This is a genomic window from Massilia sp. IC2-477 (genome assembly GCF_020707265.1).
Lineage (GTDB): Bacteria > Pseudomonadota > Gammaproteobacteria > Burkholderiales > Burkholderiaceae_D > Telluria.
On record NZ_JAJFEQ010000001.1, the window covers coordinates 394,144 to 410,989 of the forward strand.

A 16,846-nucleotide genomic window follows, 5' to 3' on the forward strand; every position below is an offset into this window, starting at 1 on the left:
GGCTCAGCCGCGAATAGCCGTGAGCGCTACTGCGCTGTCGTCGGAAAACAATCCGTCGATGCCAGTCTCGAGATAACGCCGGATCTCCGCCACCGAGCCCGCTTCGTTACGCGCATTGGGGCCGTCCTGGTTGCGAAAATCGGCTGCCAGGAAGGCGTTTTCAGGGCGAAAGGTCCACGCCACAACCTGCAAGCCGGCGTCATGGGCGTCCCTAACCAGTGTCGCCGGTGCGCCGAGGCGCTCGTCTTGCCCGAGCGGAATCACGGCCCGGTGGATAGGCGCTACGATGTCCGCGTATGCCGCCACGTCGCGCAGGCCACGGCGGGAAACCATCTCTCCGTAAGTCAGCGTACCGCCCGACAGCGCCACGTCGGCGGGGCGCATGGTGTCGGCGCGGCCGCCGGCGACGACCAGCTGGGCAAGGCGGACGTGGGTGGAACGGCCCAGGTGTTTTCGCAGCTGTTTCAGGTTGGCCGTTTCGAAGGACTGTACGGTCACCGGGGCGCGCCGTGTGTAGGCATGCGCGTTCAGGGTGGCCACCAGTCTGTCTTCCAGCGCCAGGCCGGCGCCGGCGGACCAGCTGGAATGCTTCAGCTCGGGAATCAGGCCGATCACGCGCCCGCGCGCGGCCGCTTCGGCCGCCACGAAATCGATCAGCTCTTCCAGGCTCACGATCTGGAACTGGCCATCATGGCGGGTGCCGCGCATGGCCGGCAAGCGCTCCACGGCGCGCAAGGTCTTGAGTTCCGCCAGTGTGAAATCGCAGACGAACCAGCCTTCATGGGTCTCGCCGTCGATCTGCCTGCGCGTCTTGCGGCCGGCGAATTCGGCGCGACGGGCAACGTCGGTGGTATCGGTGATGGCGTATTCATGGCGCGCGACGAGTATCCCGTCGCGTGTGCACACCAGGTCCGGCTCGACGAAGTCGGCCCCGTCCTGGATCGCGCGGGCATACGCCGCCAGTGTGTGCTCCGGGAACAGCGCACTGGCGCCACGGTGGGCATAAACGCCCGGCGCCACGCCGGCCTTGCGTTGGGGGGCTGGCGGCGGCACTTGCGCGAAGGCAGGCAAGGCCGCCAGGGCCAGGCCCGCCCCCAGGCCCTGGATCAGGCTGCGGCGGCCGGTGCCGGCAGGCAGGACAATGGGCATCAGATATCCGCTTTCAGGGTGAGGAAGCCCATGCGTGGGGGAATCGGATAGGTCGCATAGCTGCCGCTGGCCTGGCCCACGTTCGGCTGCAGTACGCCCTTGCGGTCGGCCAGGTTGGTCACGTTGACGCTCCAGCGCATGTTTTTCAGGATGCCCGTCGGGAACGGGATCTCGCCCGAGACATTCAGCCCGAGAAGGAAATAACTGCCGACCTGCAGGTCGTTGGTGTACGTGGCAAAGCGCTTGCCGACGTAGTCGCCCTGCAGCTGGATCTCGAGACCGGCACCCGGCTTGTAGCTGGCAACGAACTTGTTCATCCACTCCGGTGTGTTCGGCACCGTCTTGCCCGCGGTCGGGACGGGCGTGGTGCCCGACAGGTAGCTGTCCTGGTAGCGGGAACGGTTGTACGAGATGGCGTCGTAGAACGAGAAGGCGCGCCCGAAATGCAGGGTGCCGCCGAGGTCCACACCATCGGTCTTCACGCCGCCCACGTTGGACAGGATGGTTGTGCCGCCGGCAAAGGACGTGATGATCGGATTCGAACTGATCGCCAGCTGGCGGTCGCGGAAATTTACGTGATACAGGGTCACCTGGCCGTCGAAGGCACTGAGGGGACCAAGATCGAGGCTGCGCGAGTCGCGCAGGCCAATTTCGTAGGTCAGCGCGGTTTCCGGCCTGGCGGTCGCTTTGAAGTAGTCGAACGCGGGCTGCGAGGAAAGGCTCCATGGCGAATTGCCGCCACCGCCATAGGTCACGAACTGGCGCATGTTCTTCTGGATGTTGGCGAAGGCTTGCGTGCTGCCGGACAAGTCCCAGCGAGCCCCCAGTTGCGGCAGGAACCATTCCTTGGTCGTGATCCTGCCCTCGGGAAGTCCTTGCGAACCATTGCCGATCGCCGCCGGCAGTTGCTGGACCGGGAACAGGCCTTCCGCGAACTGCAGGCTCGACTTGAACCCGCCCTGCACGGTGAGATCGGGTCGCAGCTTCCATTCGTCCTGCAGGTGCAGCTGGACGACCTTGTTGTCGATGTCGCTGCCATACTGGGTGATCAGTGGCTTGCTCGGGCGCTGATAGGGCGTGCTGGGATTGTTCACATCCAGTGCGTACCAGCGGCGGTAGGCGCCCGAATTGTTGTGTTCGAACCAGATCCCGGCCTGGACGCGGTGCGCGCCAGCGTCCCAGCGCAGAATCGAGGTGATGCCCTGGCGGTTGATCTGGTATTCGGTGGTGCGGGTCGCATACCCCGAGTTGCCGAACACCGTCTTCAGGTCCTGGTTCGGATAGTAGACCCGGAACAGGGCGGGTAGGCCGGCCTGGTTGATCGGACCGGCCACCACGCCGAAACCGCTGTTGCGGTGGTAGTAGTACTGGTTTGTCCAGCTCAGCCTGTCGGTCAGCTCGGCTTCGTATTTCACATAGGCCAGCTTGTCGGTCCGGTGCGCGGCGCTGTAGTAGTTCCGGAAATTCGCTCCTACCTCTGCCGGCGGTGCGCCGTTGCTGCCGAGGTAGGCGAGGGCGGCGGCAAAGTCGGGGTAGAGGAAAGGCCGGGTATAGGGCGCTGTCAGGCTGCCCTGGTGCAAGGTCGAGTCTTCGTTCGGTTCGATCTTGTCCGACCAGTCGGCAAAGATGGTCAGCTTGCCGGCATCGCCCGCATGCACGAACTTGGCGTTGACCTGGTCGTTGCTCTGGCGGCCGTTGAAGTCCCATGCCTTGGCTTCGTGGTGCAGCCCCGACAGGAAGAAGCTGTTGCCGCCGCCAAGGTCGCCCGAGTCGAAGCGCACGAAGCTGCGGCTGGCCTTGTGGCTGCCGACGGTCTGCTGCACATTGACATTGCGTTGTCCCGAAGGATCCCGGGAGTAGGTTTCGATCGTCCCGCCCAGGTTGCTGGTGGAAGGCGTGCCGAGGTCGCCTGCGCCGGTCGACAGCACCACACCCTTCACGTTCTCGCTGGTGAGGGCGCGCTGCGGCGCCAGCCCGTTATAGTTGCCGTACTGCTGGTCTCCCAGGGGCACACCGTCCATCGTGTAGCCGAGCTGCTGGCCGTTGAAACCGTGCACGAAGAGCGACAGGTTCTGCTCGTTGTTGCCCCAGGGGTCGGCGGTCTGGAAGCTGACGCCCGGCAGGGCTTGCAGTGCCTTCAAGGGGTTCACGCCGGGGATGACTTTCTGCATGTCGGCGCCCGACATCGCGACCGAGGAACGCGTCTTGCGGGTCGAGACCGCCACTGTGTTCACCGCACCTGGCGCGGGAAGTTCCTGCAGCGCCAGCGCTTCATTCTCGGCGGTGGGCAGGTCCTCGGTGGGAGCGGCATGCGCCAGCGAGGCGCACAGGATGCCGGACGCCAGCGCAATCGAGGAGTGACGCAGGGCGTTGGCAGCATGGGACGATTTCATGGTGATCATTCGGCAAGGTAGGGTGGTTGAGGTGGAGCGAAGCGTAAGCTTGGTAAATGACCAAGCCGTGACGATTGCGTGACCGGTCGATGACTCGCGCATTCTTATTCGGGATGCATGACCTGCCGATCGGGACGATCCGGGACGCGTATAATCCGCCCGATCTACTACCATGGATGCTGTCGGGTATCACTCGACGCGTCGGATCCACATGACCGAAAACACCGATCAAAACTCGTTGAAAAACCAGAGGCGGCTATCTGTAGCCCCGGTGATGGACTGGACCGAGGAAACGTAGTTCGCAGAGTGGGGATGGCGCGGCTGTAGCAACTTTGTAGCAGTAGGCGGACGTACGTGGAGAGACAGGATCGACGATGGGGGCCAGGGTGCAAGGCAGACGATTCGGGAATGGACGCGACTGGCTGCGCGTTGACTTGGTGCTCGCAGCAAAGTGGCTAGACCGCTGTGCTGGCGTTTCGTCGTAGAGCGTTTTCCGCAGGCGATACGTCTATGTCGCTTAGCAGTTCCATCGCGGTATGTATGAACGCCTGGACGTTGGGAGAGGTGTACTTGCGGCTATGGTAGATGAACGAAAATGCACTATCGGTCCGAAACTTCCAGCGAGGCAGGACCGGTACCAACGCTCCCGCATACGCTGGATCCATCGCCAGAAAATCGGGTAGCAATCCGATTCCTTCACCCAGCACCAGCATGGAACGGATGGCTTCGAAGTCGTCTGCTGTTACACGAGGTCGCGGGGCGACTTCAACATCGGTTGAGCCGTCAGTCAGCATCACAGGCGCCATACCCGTGTAGGCGACAAAACGGTGTTTCATCAGTTGTTCGGGATGTTCCAGGATGCCTGTTGCATCTCGATAGGATGCCGAAGTCCACAGCCGCATCGACAAATCGAAAAAGCGCCGGCCGACAAGCGAAGAATCGGCAAGCTTTCCGACACGGATTGCAAGATCTATACCTTCTGCCACCAGGTCGGACACGCGGTTCGAGAGGATCATCTCGATGCTAGTGCCCGGATTCTTCTCTAGGTAGGCCCGGGCGATTTTGGGCAGTAGGGTATGACCTATATCGATGGGAGCAGTAATCCGAAGCGGGCCGGCAGGTCTCCCGCGGGCAGCGAGGAGCGCGGATTCTCCGAGCTCGAGCTCTTGCACCGCTTTGGCGCAGTGGACGTAATAGTGTCTGCCGGCCTCGGTAAGGTGGAGTTGACGTGTTGTTCTATGCAGGAGGCTCACGCCAAGCCTCTTCTCAAGGGCTGCGATTTTCGCGCTTACGGTCGTCTTCGGCATCTTCAATAACCTGGCAGCGCCGGAGAAGCTGTGCGCTTCGACAACTTTCACGAAAACAGTGATCGCATCAAGGTCCATGGACTGTCCAATAATCTGCACAATGTTTCCAGACTTTACCATCTAGTGGCGACTCCGGACGACCGGTACAGTCATCAACGATGCTGGCACATTTGCCCATCTTGACCTGAAGGAGAACACATGATTGGTATTACTGGCGCAAACGGCCATCTTGGGCGCCTCGTCATAGAACAATTGCTGGCCCAAATTCCTGCAGCGCAGATCGTGGCTGTCGTACGCAGTCCGGAGAAGGCCGCTGACTTGGCGGGGAAGGGTGTCCAAGTCCGTTTTGGAGACTATAACGAACCGCAGTCGCTCGATGCCGCTTTCGCCGGCCTGAGCAAGCTGCTGTTCATCTCATCGAGCGATGTTGGTCGACGCGGTCCGCAGCACAAGGCCGTCATCGAAGCCGCCAAGCGCAGCGGCGTTCAACTCGTCGCGTATACCAGCTTGCTGCACGCGGATACGTCTCCGCTTCCCCTGGCAGCAGAGCATAGGGAAACCGAAGTGATGCTCAAGGAGTCGGGCCTGCCGCACGTCTTGCTGCGCAACGGGTGGTACACCGAAAACTATCTGGGAAGCCTGTCAGCTGTCCTGGAACACGGTGTCATGTATGGCTGTGCGGGTAACGGAAAGGTATCCTCGGCCTCACGCGCGGACTACGCCAGGGCAGCCACGGTCGTCCTTACCAATGACGGGCACGCCGGGAAAACATACGAACTTGGAGGCGACCATTCCTTTACGCTTGCCGAGTTCGCTTCCGAAGTCGCGCGGCAGTCCAGGCTGCCAGTGCGCTACCAAAATCTGCCCGAAGACGAATTCCAGGCTGTGCTGGTAAAAGCGGGTTTGCCGGCATTCCTGGCAACGCTTATTGCAGAGTCTGAGACCGGAGCATCCAAGGGTGGCCTGTTCGATGACAGCAAGGACCTGAGCAAATTGACGGGGCATCCCACGACGCCACTGGCGACCATGGTCGATGCAAGCCTGGCATAGGTAGCCGAATCAAGGACTGCCAAGTCCTGGAGCTTGCGCCAACAATCACGGTGAGTCGCGTCAGCCTGAGTCGATCACGATGGCTGGCGCAGGACCCGTATGCTTTCAAAGACTGTCGTGGAATGCGGACGACCTCCCTTCGCTGCGTTCAAAAAACGCTGAACTGTTTGCTGCGGACCCAATGGCTCAGCTCCCGCGCAGGAAAGGGCGGAGCAACATAAAAGCCCTGGGCTACGTCGCAGCCGTATTCCACAAGCGCATTCCAGATGTCCTGGTTGGCCGTTCCCTCGGCCACCACCGACAGCCCCAGCTCGTGCGCCATGTCGATGGTCGCTTTCACGATGGTTGCCGCCCGCGGATCCGTAAGCATGTTCGCAGTAAACCCGTGATCGATCTTGATGACGTTGACTGGCAGTCTGGTCAGATAGTTCAAGGAAGAGTATCCGGTTCCGAAATCGTCGATGTAGAGCTGAAAACCGATGCTGCTCAAGGTATTCAGTTCCGCAATAGACGCTTCCAGGTCGAGTATCAGGCTGCTTTCAGTAATCTCCAGCCCAATCCAGTCGGGTGTTCCGCCGCAGCGCTCGAGCATTGCCTGCAGATCACTGGCAATCGAGCGGCCGTTCAGGTTGCGTGTCGAAAGGTTGACCGCGATGGGGATGTCCAAACCCTCGCTATGCCACTCGTGGGCTTGGCGAACCGATTCCTGCAACATGTGCTTTGTCAACGCGTGAATGAGTTCACTCGATTCGATGAGCGGCACGAAATCGGAAGGTGGAACCATTCCGCGTTCTGGATGGTTCCATCTTACCAAGGCCTCGACGCCAAGCAAGGTCCCAGTGATCATGGACACCTTGGGCTGGCAATACAATTCGATCTGTCCATCAACGATGGCCTGGCGAAACTGCCCGAGCAAAGCGAGTCGCTCAGGGTCGTACGGATCGTCGTTGGCTGAGTAGACCATGCAGCGCTGCCCGCGCCGACGCGCCTGGAACACCGCGACATCGGCTTTGCGTACCATGTCGACAGCATCCTTTGCGTGCAGGGGAGCGATTGCGGTACCGACGTGCGCATTGACGTCGTAGTCGATACCGCCGATCTTGAACGTGGTCTCGAAGGCGATGGCCACCTGCTCGCAGATCCTGGCTGCGCCGTCAGCCAGCTCCCCATGCAAAACAGCAGTGAACTGTGCATTGCCACTACGCGAAAGATGGGCCCTCCCACCGAGAAGTTGTCCAAGACGCTGCGCGACGTTTCGCAGCAGGTCATCACCATTGACATGTCCAAGGGTGAAATTTATCTCGCGGAACTGGGACAGTTCGATCGTGACGACGGCGATTGGCAATTCCTCGGCTTCGCTGAACAATTCCAGCAAGCGGTGGTGCATGGCTACCCGGTTGGGCAGGCCGGTCGTGTCATCGAAAAATGCCAGCCGGTGGATCTCTTCGCGGGCACGCCGGATCTCGGTAACATCCTGGATCATGCCGATCATCCGCGAAGGCTGGCCACTGCTGTCGGTGACTACGTCGGCCATCGAATGCACGTAACGGATCTCTCCGTCCTCATGTAGTAGTCGATACTCGCAGTCATAGCGCTCAGCGGGATGCTTCACAACGTTTGACCGGGTAGCCAGCACCCGGCCGAGGTCGTTGGGATGGATACGCCGGTTCAGATCGTCGATGCGGGCAGGCTCCGATCCCGGTTGCATCCGGAATATCCGGTAGGTCTCCGCGGACGTCGTCTGGACCAGTCCACTTTCCAGGTCGATTGCCCAGGTCCCAAGGTGAGCGATCTCCTGTGCATGCTCGAGGTCGCACCGGGCCAGGAGCAATTGATCATGCAGGTGGCGCTGTTCGGTGACGTCCACGGTGGCGCAAGCGAACCAGGTACGCTCGAACGATTCCCCAGCGACCCGGCGTCCACACGTACGCAGAATATGCCAAGTTTCGTCGAGCCATTGGACCCTGAGGTCAAGGGCAAAGCATTGTCCAAGCAAGATGCACTGGTCGATAGCATCTCGCAGCCTTTGCCTGTCTCCGGGATGCACGCGTTCGATCAGGGCTTCGAGGGTCGGCTCGACCGCGTTGGCAAGCACTCCAAAATTACGGTACTGCTGGACCGACCAGCTGACCTGGCCGTCTTCGAGATTCACGATAGTGCAGCCCAGCCCCGTGATCTCCTGCGACACGACCAGGATGTCAGTCAGGTGGGCCAAGCGAGCCTTCGCTTGGCTTTCCGACGGATCATCATAGACTGTGAAGAGTACCGCCGGACCAGCATCATCGCGATCGGCCCGGTGGCACCGCGTTTGTCCATGGACTGTGTGACCGTCACGTCGGACTGGCTGTACGTCGTCGAGTCTAGCTTCACCGTCCCGGATTGCACTGGCAACAGCGTGTCTGACACGTTCCCAATCTTTCGGCGCATAGAGGGACAACATGTCAAGCTTGTCCAAGGTCCCGGGACAGTAGCCGTATGCATGTGCAGCGCAGTCATTCACCTCGAGTAAACGAAGTGTGTCGGGATCACACAGCAGCATTGGAACTGGGGCGTTGTGAAATGCCGCGTGATATGGGGAGTGCTTGATGCTGACGCAGGAGTGTTCCATGACGTCCTCTATTTCTCGGGTAAGCGCCGCTTGCTTGTAGTGTCAATACTATGGTAGAAGAGATCGCAATCGTCCAGCAGTTTCACCAGGTAAGAGGTGACGCTGCGGAACTAAGTCGCGAGAAACCGCTGCGCAAGCTTTTGTTCCCTGAACTGATCGATTACAAAGTCCACGAAGGCCCGGGTTTTAGCTGGCATGAGCTTCTGGCTCGTAAAATACAGAGAGATTGCTCCCGCGTCCTCGTACCAGTCAGGGAGAACCCGGATCAATTCTCCGCTCTCGAGAAAGCGCACGACATGTGGCATGGCCATCAAGCCGATGCCCATATGCATAAGTACGCTTCTAACCAGACCATCTGGGTCGTTAACAGTGATACGAGCGTTCTGCTCGCACTGCTGCGCATCTCCAGCACGGTTTCTGAACGTCCGATGGATTACCCGTCCGCTAAACACTGATCGCATGACCACTCCATCATATTCGGCGAGGTCACTGGGCCGCATCGGCATCGTCCGGCCTTGCATAAATTGCGGCGTAGCTACCGCAACAACATGCACCCGCGCCAGTTCACGAGCAACGACACCCGGCGGCAGCTCGAAGCCACCGCCGACGGCGGCATCAAAACCATCACGGATGAGGTCGACCTGGCGATTGTCGAAATGCCAGTCAGGCTGAACGGCCGGATAGCGTTCGAGAAAGGCCGGCATCATCGGAAGCAGAAAATCGCATCCAAAACGGTGGGCTGCATTCAGCTTCAGTATTCCCGCCGGCTGACCGGCTTTGGCGGTGACCTCCGCGATCGCTCCCTGGATGCTGTCCAAGCCGCTTGTGACAGCGTTCAGGAAACGTTCTCCTGCCTCAGTCAAGGTAAGCCCGCGGGTACTTCGCTGGAATAGACGCACCCCCAGATTGCGTTCGAGTTGCGCGACATTGCGACTGACCGCGGCCGGCGTCAGTGCGAGACGGCGTGCTGCCGCCGAAAAGCTCGCAGATTCTGCGCTACGTACAAAGCACTCCAGATTTGACAGCGTCTCCATATTCGCTTTAAAGGTTTGCTTGTAACTGATTATAAAGGCCTTCCAGTACCGCTGTTATCTGAACAAAGGAATACTCCAGGCTGTCATTATGAACCCAAGGAGTTCCCATGAAAAAGATCGTGCAAGCGGTGTGCCTCCCGATTCGAGGCGCAGCCGATAGCCCTTCAGGAGACCGGCAATGAATCCGGCCTCCCCAAACCTCACCGCGGCGCCGGAATCGTCAGGGAGAGCACCGACGGGATCGTGGACCGCGGTTGCCTCCATTGGAATCGGCGCATTCGCCCTCGTGACGAGCGAGTTCCTGCCAGTCGGCCTGCTTCCCCAAATCGCAAGGGAATTCGACGTTACGTCGGGAGTAGCAGGCCTCATGGTGACGATGCCGGGAATCGCTGCGGCGCTAGTCGCACCATTGACCCTTGCATTTGCCGGAACGCTCGATCGGCGCCATGTCATGTGGGCCCTTCTTGGGCTGCTCGCCTTATCCAACGTGCTCGTAGCCCTTGCATCGAGCTTTGGAATGATTGTCTTTGGTCGTGTGCTTCTGGGGATCGCCATCGGGGGATTCTGGACCATCGGCGGCTCATTGGGGCCTCGCTTGCGTCCAGGAGCAGATGCGTCCAAGGCCACGTCGATCATCTTCTCAGGCGTTTCAATCGGTACCGTAGCAGGGGTGCCAGTTGGGACACTAGTCGGAGACCTGCTCGGCTGGCGGATGGCATTTGCCGCTGCAAGCGTCGTGTCGCTGCTGGTGGTTGCTGTATTGGTGATGGCTTTGCCCTCGCTTCGTCCGGCCGAAGCGTCAAACCTTCGTGGCGTGCTCCAGGTGCTGCGACTTCGAAAAGTACAGGTGGGTCTGATTGCGATCCTGCTGATCTTCATCGGGCAGTTCGGCTCATACACTTACGTCACCCCCTATTTGCTCGAGCATGCGGCAATTCCCGCAAGCGCGGTCAGCCCGATCCTTTTTGCTTATGGCGCCGCGAGCTTCGTCGGCAATCTTCTTGCCGGCTGGGCTTCGGCACGCAGTGTCAAAGCAACCCTGATCGCCACTGCCATCATGATGGGCGCTTCGATCCTTCTGCTGCCAGCTGCGGGCACGAGCATCGCTCCTGTCATCGGCCTGCTCCTGGTCTGGGGCGTCGCATTCGGCATGTTGCCGATTGCAATTCAGAGCTGGCTCTTCAGTGCAGCGCCCGAACAGTTGGAAAGCGTCTCCGCCGTATTCGTATCGAGTGCGCAGGCATCGATCGGCGCCGGTGCACTTGTTGGAGGTCTTGTTGTCGATGATCTTGGACTGCTCGGAGCCATGTGGATGGGTGCTGTTTGTACGCTAGCTGCTGCCGCGCTGGTCGGCATACTCGGGCGGCGCTAAGTCCGCGAACAGTCCAAAAGTATCTCCTCATGGCCAGAATCAACGTGCAGCGATATTCTGGCCAGCAGGAAGAACTTCCCAGCCCCCTCCAAGAGCTTTCACAAGCGATACGGTAGCCACTGCACGGCTGCCGCGGAGCTGTACCGCAGTACGCTCGACGGTTGCAAGGTTGCGTTGTACGTCCAGGAGCTCAAAGTAACTTGAGCGGCCCGCGTCATAAAGCTTTTGTGCCAGGTCGGCAGATCGGCGTGCGGATACCAGCGCTGCTTCTAACTCTTGGGCTTGCCCGGCCAGGATCCGCAGGCTCGCAAGCTGGTCTTCAACTTCTGAAAACGCAATCAGGACCGACTGACGGTAGTTTGCAACCGACTCGGCCAACGCCCCTTCGGCGCGACGGATATTGGCCTGGTTGCGTCCGCCGTCAACGAGCGGCGCGGAGAGCAAAGCGCCGACAACCCAGGCGCGGCTACTCCACTTGAAAACGTCGCTAAAGGTGCCTGCGGCTCCGCCTGCAGTGGCATTGATGGTCAATGCGGGAAAAACCGCTGAACGTGCCATACCAATGCGGGCATTTGCCGCTTCCATGGCCCGCTGTGCAGCTACTATGTCCGGGCGACGCTCGAGTAGGGAAGAAGGAAGACCGGCAGGAATGCTGGGTAAGTCACCAGTATCTACTAGCGGACTGGGTTTTGCCGAATAGCGGGCAGGTGCCTTACCCAAGAGCACGGCAAGCGCATGCTCTGTGAGGGCTCGCTGGCGTTGTAGACCTATGGCATCAGCGCGCGCGGTTGCTAGTTCGGTTTTTGCTCGTGATAGATCAAATTCTCCAATGTCACCCAGATCGAATCGCCGCTGGGTCACTGCTACGCTTTCCTCCCTCAATCGCACCGTCTGCGCGACAGTCTCAAGCTCGCAGTCTATCGTACGCAAACGGAAGTACGCCATTGCGACATCCGATTGCAATGTGAGGAGAACGGCACGGAAAGTTGCTGCCGCGCTTTCCGCATCCCCCTTTGCCGCAAGCGTGCCGGCAGAAACACGCCCGAACAGGTCGACTTCATAGCTCGCTCTGAATCCGGCGGAATTGATAGTTTGTTGAGTGAGAGACGAGTTTGACAGTTGACCAAGGGAGCGGTCTTGTCTACTACGCTCGGTTCCCACGCCGATTGCGATCTGCGGTATCTCGTCTGCCTCTACCGCGACTGCGATCGAGCGAGCTTGAACGACTCGGGCGGCAGCAACGGTCAGAACCGGGTTGTTGTCGGTAGCTTCCTTGATCAGTGCCGTTAGTATGGCATCGTTGAATGCAAGCCACCATTGACCTGCAGCCTGCGGCGCTGCCGGTGCTGCAGGCTTCCAGCGTGTGCCTTCTATGCCTGGCCATTCGGTTTGAACTGGAAGCTGAGCTTCACGGTATTGTGGCGGCACGTCAATCGAGGGCTGTTCAAACGTTGGGGCGGCGCACCCCGTTGCCAGAACCGACACGGACAGCGGCAGCCATGCCAAGCGCTTTGTCTTCATGTCAGAGTACTCCTTCGATGCCACGAGCTGCCTTGCGCGGAGGTAGTGAAGTCTCGAAGCGCTTGCCTACAATGCGCAGCAATACATAAAACAGCGGCGTAAAAAAGAGACCAAAAAAGGTAACGCCCAGCATACCTGCAAACACGGCAACGCCCATCGCGTGTCGCATCTCGGCTCCTGCGCCACTGGAGAAGACAAGTGGCACTACGCCCATGATGAAAGCAATCGAAGTCATGAGGATCGGGCGCAGCCTAAGACGACAAGCCTCGAGCGCAGCATCGACCGTGCTGCGCCCATGGTTCTCGAGCTCGCGCGCGAACTCCACGATGAGAATCGCGTTCTTCGAGGCCAACCCAACGAGCACGAACAGTGCGATTTGCGTGAAGATGTTGTTGTCCCCGCCCGTAAGCTTCACACCTGTCAATGCGCAAAGGATCGACATTGGCACGATCAAGATGACAGCAAGAGGTAGCGTCCAGCTTTCATACTGCGCGGCGAGCACAAGAAACACCAGTAACACGCAAAGCGGAAAAACGTAGACCATTGTGTTCCCGGAAAGGATTTCCTGGTAAGTGAGCTCGGTCCACTCATATGCGATGCCTTTTGGTAGAGTCTCCTTTGCAAGGCGCTCCATGATGGCCTGAGCTTGGCCTGACGAGACTCCAGCAGCTGGGCCGCCATTGATGTCCGCGGCGAGGTAGTTGTTATATCGCTGGACTCGATCCGGGCCGTAGCTATCTCTTATATGAACCAAGGAGGAGAGGGGAATCATCTCCCCATTCTCGTTACGAACCTTGAGTTGGGCAATTTGCTCCGGTTGGGAACGGAACTGCGAATCGGCCTGCACCCTGACCTGGTACGTCCGTCCGAACTGGTTGAAATCGTTTACGTACAGTGATCCCAAATTTATTTGCAGGGTCTGATAGATCGTCTGCAAAGGAACGCCAAGTTGCTTGGCCTTTACGCGGTCGATGTCAGCGTAAAGTTGCGGGACATTGATCTGGTAGCTGGAAAAAACACCTACTAGCTGTGGCGTCTGGGAAGCTTTAGCCTGCAGTGCCTGGGTCGCCTTGAACAACTCGTCGTAGCCCAGATTGCTGCGATCTTCTAGCATCAGCTTGAAGCCACCTGTGGTGCCGAGCCCATTGACTGGAGGGGGAGGCAGCACCATGACAAATGCGTCTTCGACGACGCCCATGCGCTTGTTGATTTCCCCAGCGATCGCTTGGGCCGAACCATCCTTGCCGCTTCGTTCGTCGAATGGTTTCAAAGTTGTGAACACGGCGCCGGCGTTCGGTGCATTGGTCAGGCCGTTGATCGACAGACCAGGGAAAGCGACAGAGTGTTCGACGCCGGGTATCTCCTGGGCGATGGCGGACATGCGCCGGATCACGCCGTCAGTTCGATCGAGCGAGGCGGCATCGGGCAGCTGGGCAAATCCAACCAGGTACGCCTTGTCCTGAGCAGGCACGAATCCCGGAGGGACGGCCCTAAACATCAGGATGGCAGCAAAACCGAGCACGCCATACACGACAAGGGTTACCAACTTCCTTTGCAACACCACCTTTACGCCGACTTCGTACTGATTTGACGAACGCGCGAAGAATCGGTTGAATGCAGCGAAGAAGCGGCCAAACACAGCGTCCATGATGCGCGTTAGTCTGTCCTTGGGTGCGTCATGTGCACGGAGCAGGGCGGCTGAAAGAGCCGGCGCCAGGGTAAGCGAGCTGAATGCCGAAATGACCGTAGAGATCGCGATGGTCAACGCAAACTGGCGGTAAAACTGGCCTGTTAGTCCAGACACAAAGGCAATCGGAACGAACACGGCGCAGAGCACGAGAGCGATGGCGATGATTGGACCGCTCACCTCTTTCATCGCCTGAATGGTTGCCTCCCGCGGGGCCAGACCGCCCGCAATATTGCGCTCGACGTTCTCCACCACGACAATCGCATCGTCGACCACGATACCAATAGCAAGCACGAGGCCGAATAGCGATAACGTATTAATCGAAAAACCGAACGCCAGCATGACCGCAAACGTGCCAACGACAGAGACTGGCACTGCCAAAAGAGGAATGATGGAAGCGCGCCACGTCTGCAAAAACACGATGACGACCAGAGCGACGAGAACGATCGCTTCGAGAAGCGTGTGCACAACCGAGTCGATCGACTCGCGTACGAATTGGGTCGGGTCGTACACAATGCTGTGCTCGACGCCTTCCGGAAAATCTTTAGAAAGTTCGGCCATCGTCGCGCGCACCGCGCCGGACAACTGTAGCGCGTTCGCGTTCGGCGCCTCAAAAACGGCAATGGCAACCGCCGACTTATTATCGAGCAGGGAGCGTAGAGCATAGGAATTTGATCCCATCTCGAGCCGGGCGATGTCCTTGAGCAGGGTGACGGCACCATCAGCACCTGCTTTAACGACGATATCCCCAAACTCCTCGACGCTCTGCAGACGTCCGAGCGTGTTGACGGTCAACTGGAATTGCGCCCCTTCGCTGGGACCCTGACCAACCACGCCAGCTGCGACCTGAACGTTTTGCTCGCGGATCGCAGTGACAACATCGCCGGCTGTGAGACTGCGGGCAGCCACTTTTTGTGGGTCGAGCCAGACACGCATTGCGTAATCGCCCGCTCCGAAGAGCTGCACGTCTCCAGCACCCTTGAGCCGGGCAAGTTGGTCTTTGATGTTCAGAACAGCGTAATTGCGCAGGTACAGGTCGTCATATCGCCCATCCGGCGCGCGGATGTGGACGACCATCGTCAAGTTCGGGGAGCTTTTGACGGTAGTAACTCCAATCTGCCTCACTTCCTCTGGCAGACGTGGAAGCGCGCGCTGAACTCGATTTTGCACCTGACTCTCTGCCCGATCAATGTCGGTTCCGATAGCGAACGTCAGGGTGAGCATCAGGGCTCCGTCCGACGTACTCTGAGAGGACATGTACAGCATATCTTCGGTTCCGTTGATCTGTTCTTCGAGTGGAGCGGCCACTGTCTCAGCGATAACCTTTGGATTGGCCCCGGGATACTGTGCGCGAACGACAACCGAAGGCGGAACGACGTCGGGATATTCTGATACCGGAAGAACAAACACCGAGATCAAGCCGGCCACGAACACAATCATTGAGAGCACGGCCGCGAAAATCGGTTTGTCGACAAAAAAGCGCGGGAAATTCATCGCTTACTCCTTGAGCAGCGCGACGCTGTCCATCGACACCATTTGCGGGGAAACCTCAGCGCCTGGACGCACACGCTGCAATCCATTGACGATGATGATTTCGCCACGACGCAGGCCTTTGTTCACGACCCGTAATCCGTCGGCCATCGGACCGAGGATGACGGGGCGGTATTCAGTCTTATTCTGTGCGTTGACGACCATGACGTATTTGCGGCTCTGATCGGTTCCGACGGCACGGTCATCGATGACAATTGCGTTCTCGGGAATGCCGCTACCAACCAATACCCTGGCAAACAGCCCCGGAACCAGGCTTCGGTCCGAGTTTGGAAGCGTTGCCCGCATGCGAACGCTACCCGTTCGCGGGTCGAGCCGATTGTCGATGAACTCAAGCTTACCTTTGTGGGGAAATCCAGTCTCACTAGCCAACCCAACACTGACAACGGTAGGCTGCCCTCTCTGGGCGCGTGACCCGACACGCAAGTAGGTTTGCTCATCGCCGTCGAAGCTCGCGTAAATGCGATCAAGCGATACGATAGACGTGAGCATGGCGGTTTCATCGACCAGGTTACCAAGTGTGATTTCTGCTTTCGATACCCTGCCATCAATCGGAGCAAGAACCTTTGTATAGGCTAGGTTTAGACGCGCCGCCTCGCACTGGGCTTGTACGGCACGGGCAGTGGCATCCAGTTCCTTGTAGGTTGCAGCACGTTCTTCGAACTCACGCTGCGCGATGGCGCGGTCGGCGAGCAGGCGTTCAGCCCGTTGCAGCTCTAGGCGAGCGAGGTCAGCGCGCGCCATGGCGGCATTCGCCGCCGCAATCGCACGGTCCGCCTCTGCCTGGTATGGACGAGGGTCGATCACGAATAGTACGTCGCCCTTCTTCACTTCGGCACCAGGCTGGATGTTGACGGCCGTTATATAGCCACGTACGCGTGGCCGGATCTCAACGACTTCAACAGCCTCAAGTCGACCCGAGAACTCCTGCGTCTTCGCTACCGGTTTTTCAAGCACGAGAGCTGCGGAAACAGCTGGCGTCTGTCGTACGTTGTTTTCAGTTCCGCTATTGGCTTCGGCACAGCCGCCGATCGCTGCTGCCATCGCAGCGGCTGCCAGTGATGCCACTAGCACTTTCGGCATTGCGCCGCATTGAGCTGACGTGTCCATGATCTTCCTTTCCCGGCCTGATGTGCTGCGCGAAAATTGCCAGCGTTTGCATCGTGAGAACCAGTGT

10 protein-coding genes and 2 pseudogenes are annotated in these 16,846 nt (G+C 59.1%); 2 read left to right on the top strand and 10 right to left on the bottom strand.

Going from position 1 to position 16,846, the window contains the following annotated elements:
* Positions 1–3: 3 nt before the first annotated feature.
* From LK542_RS01780 to LK542_RS01790, 3 genes are all read right to left on the bottom strand, one after another.
* A complete protein-coding gene (locus LK542_RS01780; protein WP_227810565.1) occupies positions 4–1,149 on the bottom strand; it encodes a glycerophosphodiester phosphodiesterase family protein in 1,146 nt (381 codons plus the stop codon).
* Complete coding sequence (locus tag LK542_RS01785; protein ID WP_227810566.1) at positions 1,149–3,542, bottom strand: TonB-dependent receptor; 2,394 nt, start codon at positions 3,540–3,542, stop codon at positions 1,149–1,151. Before LK542_RS01785 ends, LK542_RS01780 begins: the two co-directional genes overlap by 1 nt.
* A gap of 455 nt (positions 3,543–3,997) precedes the next feature.
* Positions 3,998–4,927, bottom strand: coding sequence for a LysR family transcriptional regulator (locus LK542_RS01790; RefSeq protein WP_227810567.1), 930 nt, complete (start codon positions 4,925–4,927; stop codon positions 3,998–4,000).
* A gap of 120 nt (positions 4,928–5,047) precedes the next feature.
* On the opposite strand from LK542_RS01790, the gene LK542_RS01795 reads away from it, so the two are divergent.
* On the top strand, positions 5,048–5,899 hold the full coding sequence (locus LK542_RS01795; protein WP_227810568.1) for an SDR family oxidoreductase: 852 nt from the start codon (positions 5,048–5,050) through the stop codon (positions 5,897–5,899).
* Positions 5,900–6,047: 148 nt separating this feature from the next.
* On the opposite strand, the gene LK542_RS01800 is transcribed toward LK542_RS01795, so the two are convergent.
* The 4 genes and pseudogenes from LK542_RS01800 to LK542_RS24870 all read right to left on the bottom strand — a co-directional run.
* Positions 6,048–8,114: a bifunctional diguanylate cyclase/phosphodiesterase gene (locus tag LK542_RS01800; RefSeq protein ID WP_227810804.1), complete on the bottom strand. Its 2,067-nt coding sequence runs from the start codon at positions 8,112–8,114 to the stop codon at positions 6,048–6,050.
* A 249-nt stretch (positions 8,115–8,363) separates the two neighbouring features.
* Positions 8,364–8,507: pseudogene (locus tag LK542_RS24920) on the bottom strand (PAS domain-containing protein); the annotation flags it as partial.
* A 110-nt stretch (positions 8,508–8,617) separates the two neighbouring features.
* Positions 8,618–9,325: a substrate binding domain-containing protein gene (locus tag LK542_RS01810; RefSeq protein WP_307728893.1), complete on the bottom strand. Its 708-nt coding sequence runs from the start codon at positions 9,323–9,325 to the stop codon at positions 8,618–8,620.
* A 39-nt stretch (positions 9,326–9,364) separates the two neighbouring features.
* A pseudogene (locus LK542_RS24870) lies at positions 9,365–9,541 on the bottom strand (LysR family transcriptional regulator); the annotation flags it as partial.
* Between the two features lie 178 nt (positions 9,542–9,719).
* Here LK542_RS24870 and LK542_RS01815 point away from each other — a divergent pair.
* On the top strand, positions 9,720–10,913 hold the full coding sequence (locus LK542_RS01815; RefSeq protein WP_227810570.1) for an MFS transporter: 1,194 nt from the start codon (positions 9,720–9,722) through the stop codon (positions 10,911–10,913).
* A gap of 39 nt (positions 10,914–10,952) precedes the next feature.
* On the opposite strand, the gene LK542_RS01820 is transcribed toward LK542_RS01815, so the two are convergent.
* From LK542_RS01820 to LK542_RS01830, 3 genes are read right to left on the bottom strand one after another with little or no spacing between them, the layout of a single operon-like run.
* Positions 10,953–12,434 (bottom strand): efflux transporter outer membrane subunit, encoded by a 1,482-nt coding sequence (locus LK542_RS01820; RefSeq protein WP_227810571.1) that lies wholly within the window; start codon positions 12,432–12,434, stop codon positions 10,953–10,955.
* A gap of 1 nt (position 12,435) precedes the next feature.
* Positions 12,436–15,615 carry an efflux RND transporter permease subunit gene (locus tag LK542_RS01825; protein WP_227810572.1) on the bottom strand — a complete coding sequence of 1,060 codons (3,180 nt, stop codon included), beginning with the start codon at positions 15,613–15,615 and terminating at the stop codon, positions 12,436–12,438.
* A gap of 3 nt (positions 15,616–15,618) precedes the next feature.
* Positions 15,619–16,779 carry an efflux RND transporter periplasmic adaptor subunit gene (locus tag LK542_RS01830; RefSeq protein WP_227810573.1) on the bottom strand — a complete coding sequence of 387 codons (1,161 nt, stop codon included), beginning with the start codon at positions 16,777–16,779 and terminating at the stop codon, positions 15,619–15,621.
* Between the last annotated feature and the right edge of the window lie 67 nt (positions 16,780–16,846).

Coding starts and splice junctions, on each gene's coding strand:
- LK542_RS01780 (WP_227810565.1), bottom strand. CDS start 1,149: ATGCCCATTGTCCTGCCTGCCGGCACCGGCCGCCGCAGCCTGATCCAG.
- LK542_RS01785 (WP_227810566.1), bottom strand. CDS start 3,542: ATGAAATCGTCCCATGCTGCCAACGCCCTGCGTCACTCCTCGATTGCG.
- LK542_RS01790 (WP_227810567.1), bottom strand. CDS start 4,927: ATGGACCTTGATGCGATCACTGTTTTCGTGAAAGTTGTCGAAGCGCAC.
- LK542_RS01795 (WP_227810568.1), top strand. CDS start 5,048: ATGATTGGTATTACTGGCGCAAACGGCCATCTTGGGCGCCTCGTCATA.
- LK542_RS01815 (WP_227810570.1), top strand. CDS start 9,720: ATGAATCCGGCCTCCCCAAACCTCACCGCGGCGCCGGAATCGTCAGGG.
- LK542_RS01820 (WP_227810571.1), bottom strand. CDS start 12,434: ATGAAGACAAAGCGCTTGGCATGGCTGCCGCTGTCCGTGTCGGTTCTG.
- LK542_RS01825 (WP_227810572.1), bottom strand. CDS start 15,615: ATGAATTTCCCGCGCTTTTTTGTCGACAAACCGATTTTCGCGGCCGTG.
- LK542_RS01830 (WP_227810573.1), bottom strand. CDS start 16,779: ATGGACACGTCAGCTCAATGCGGCGCAATGCCGAAAGTGCTAGTGGCA.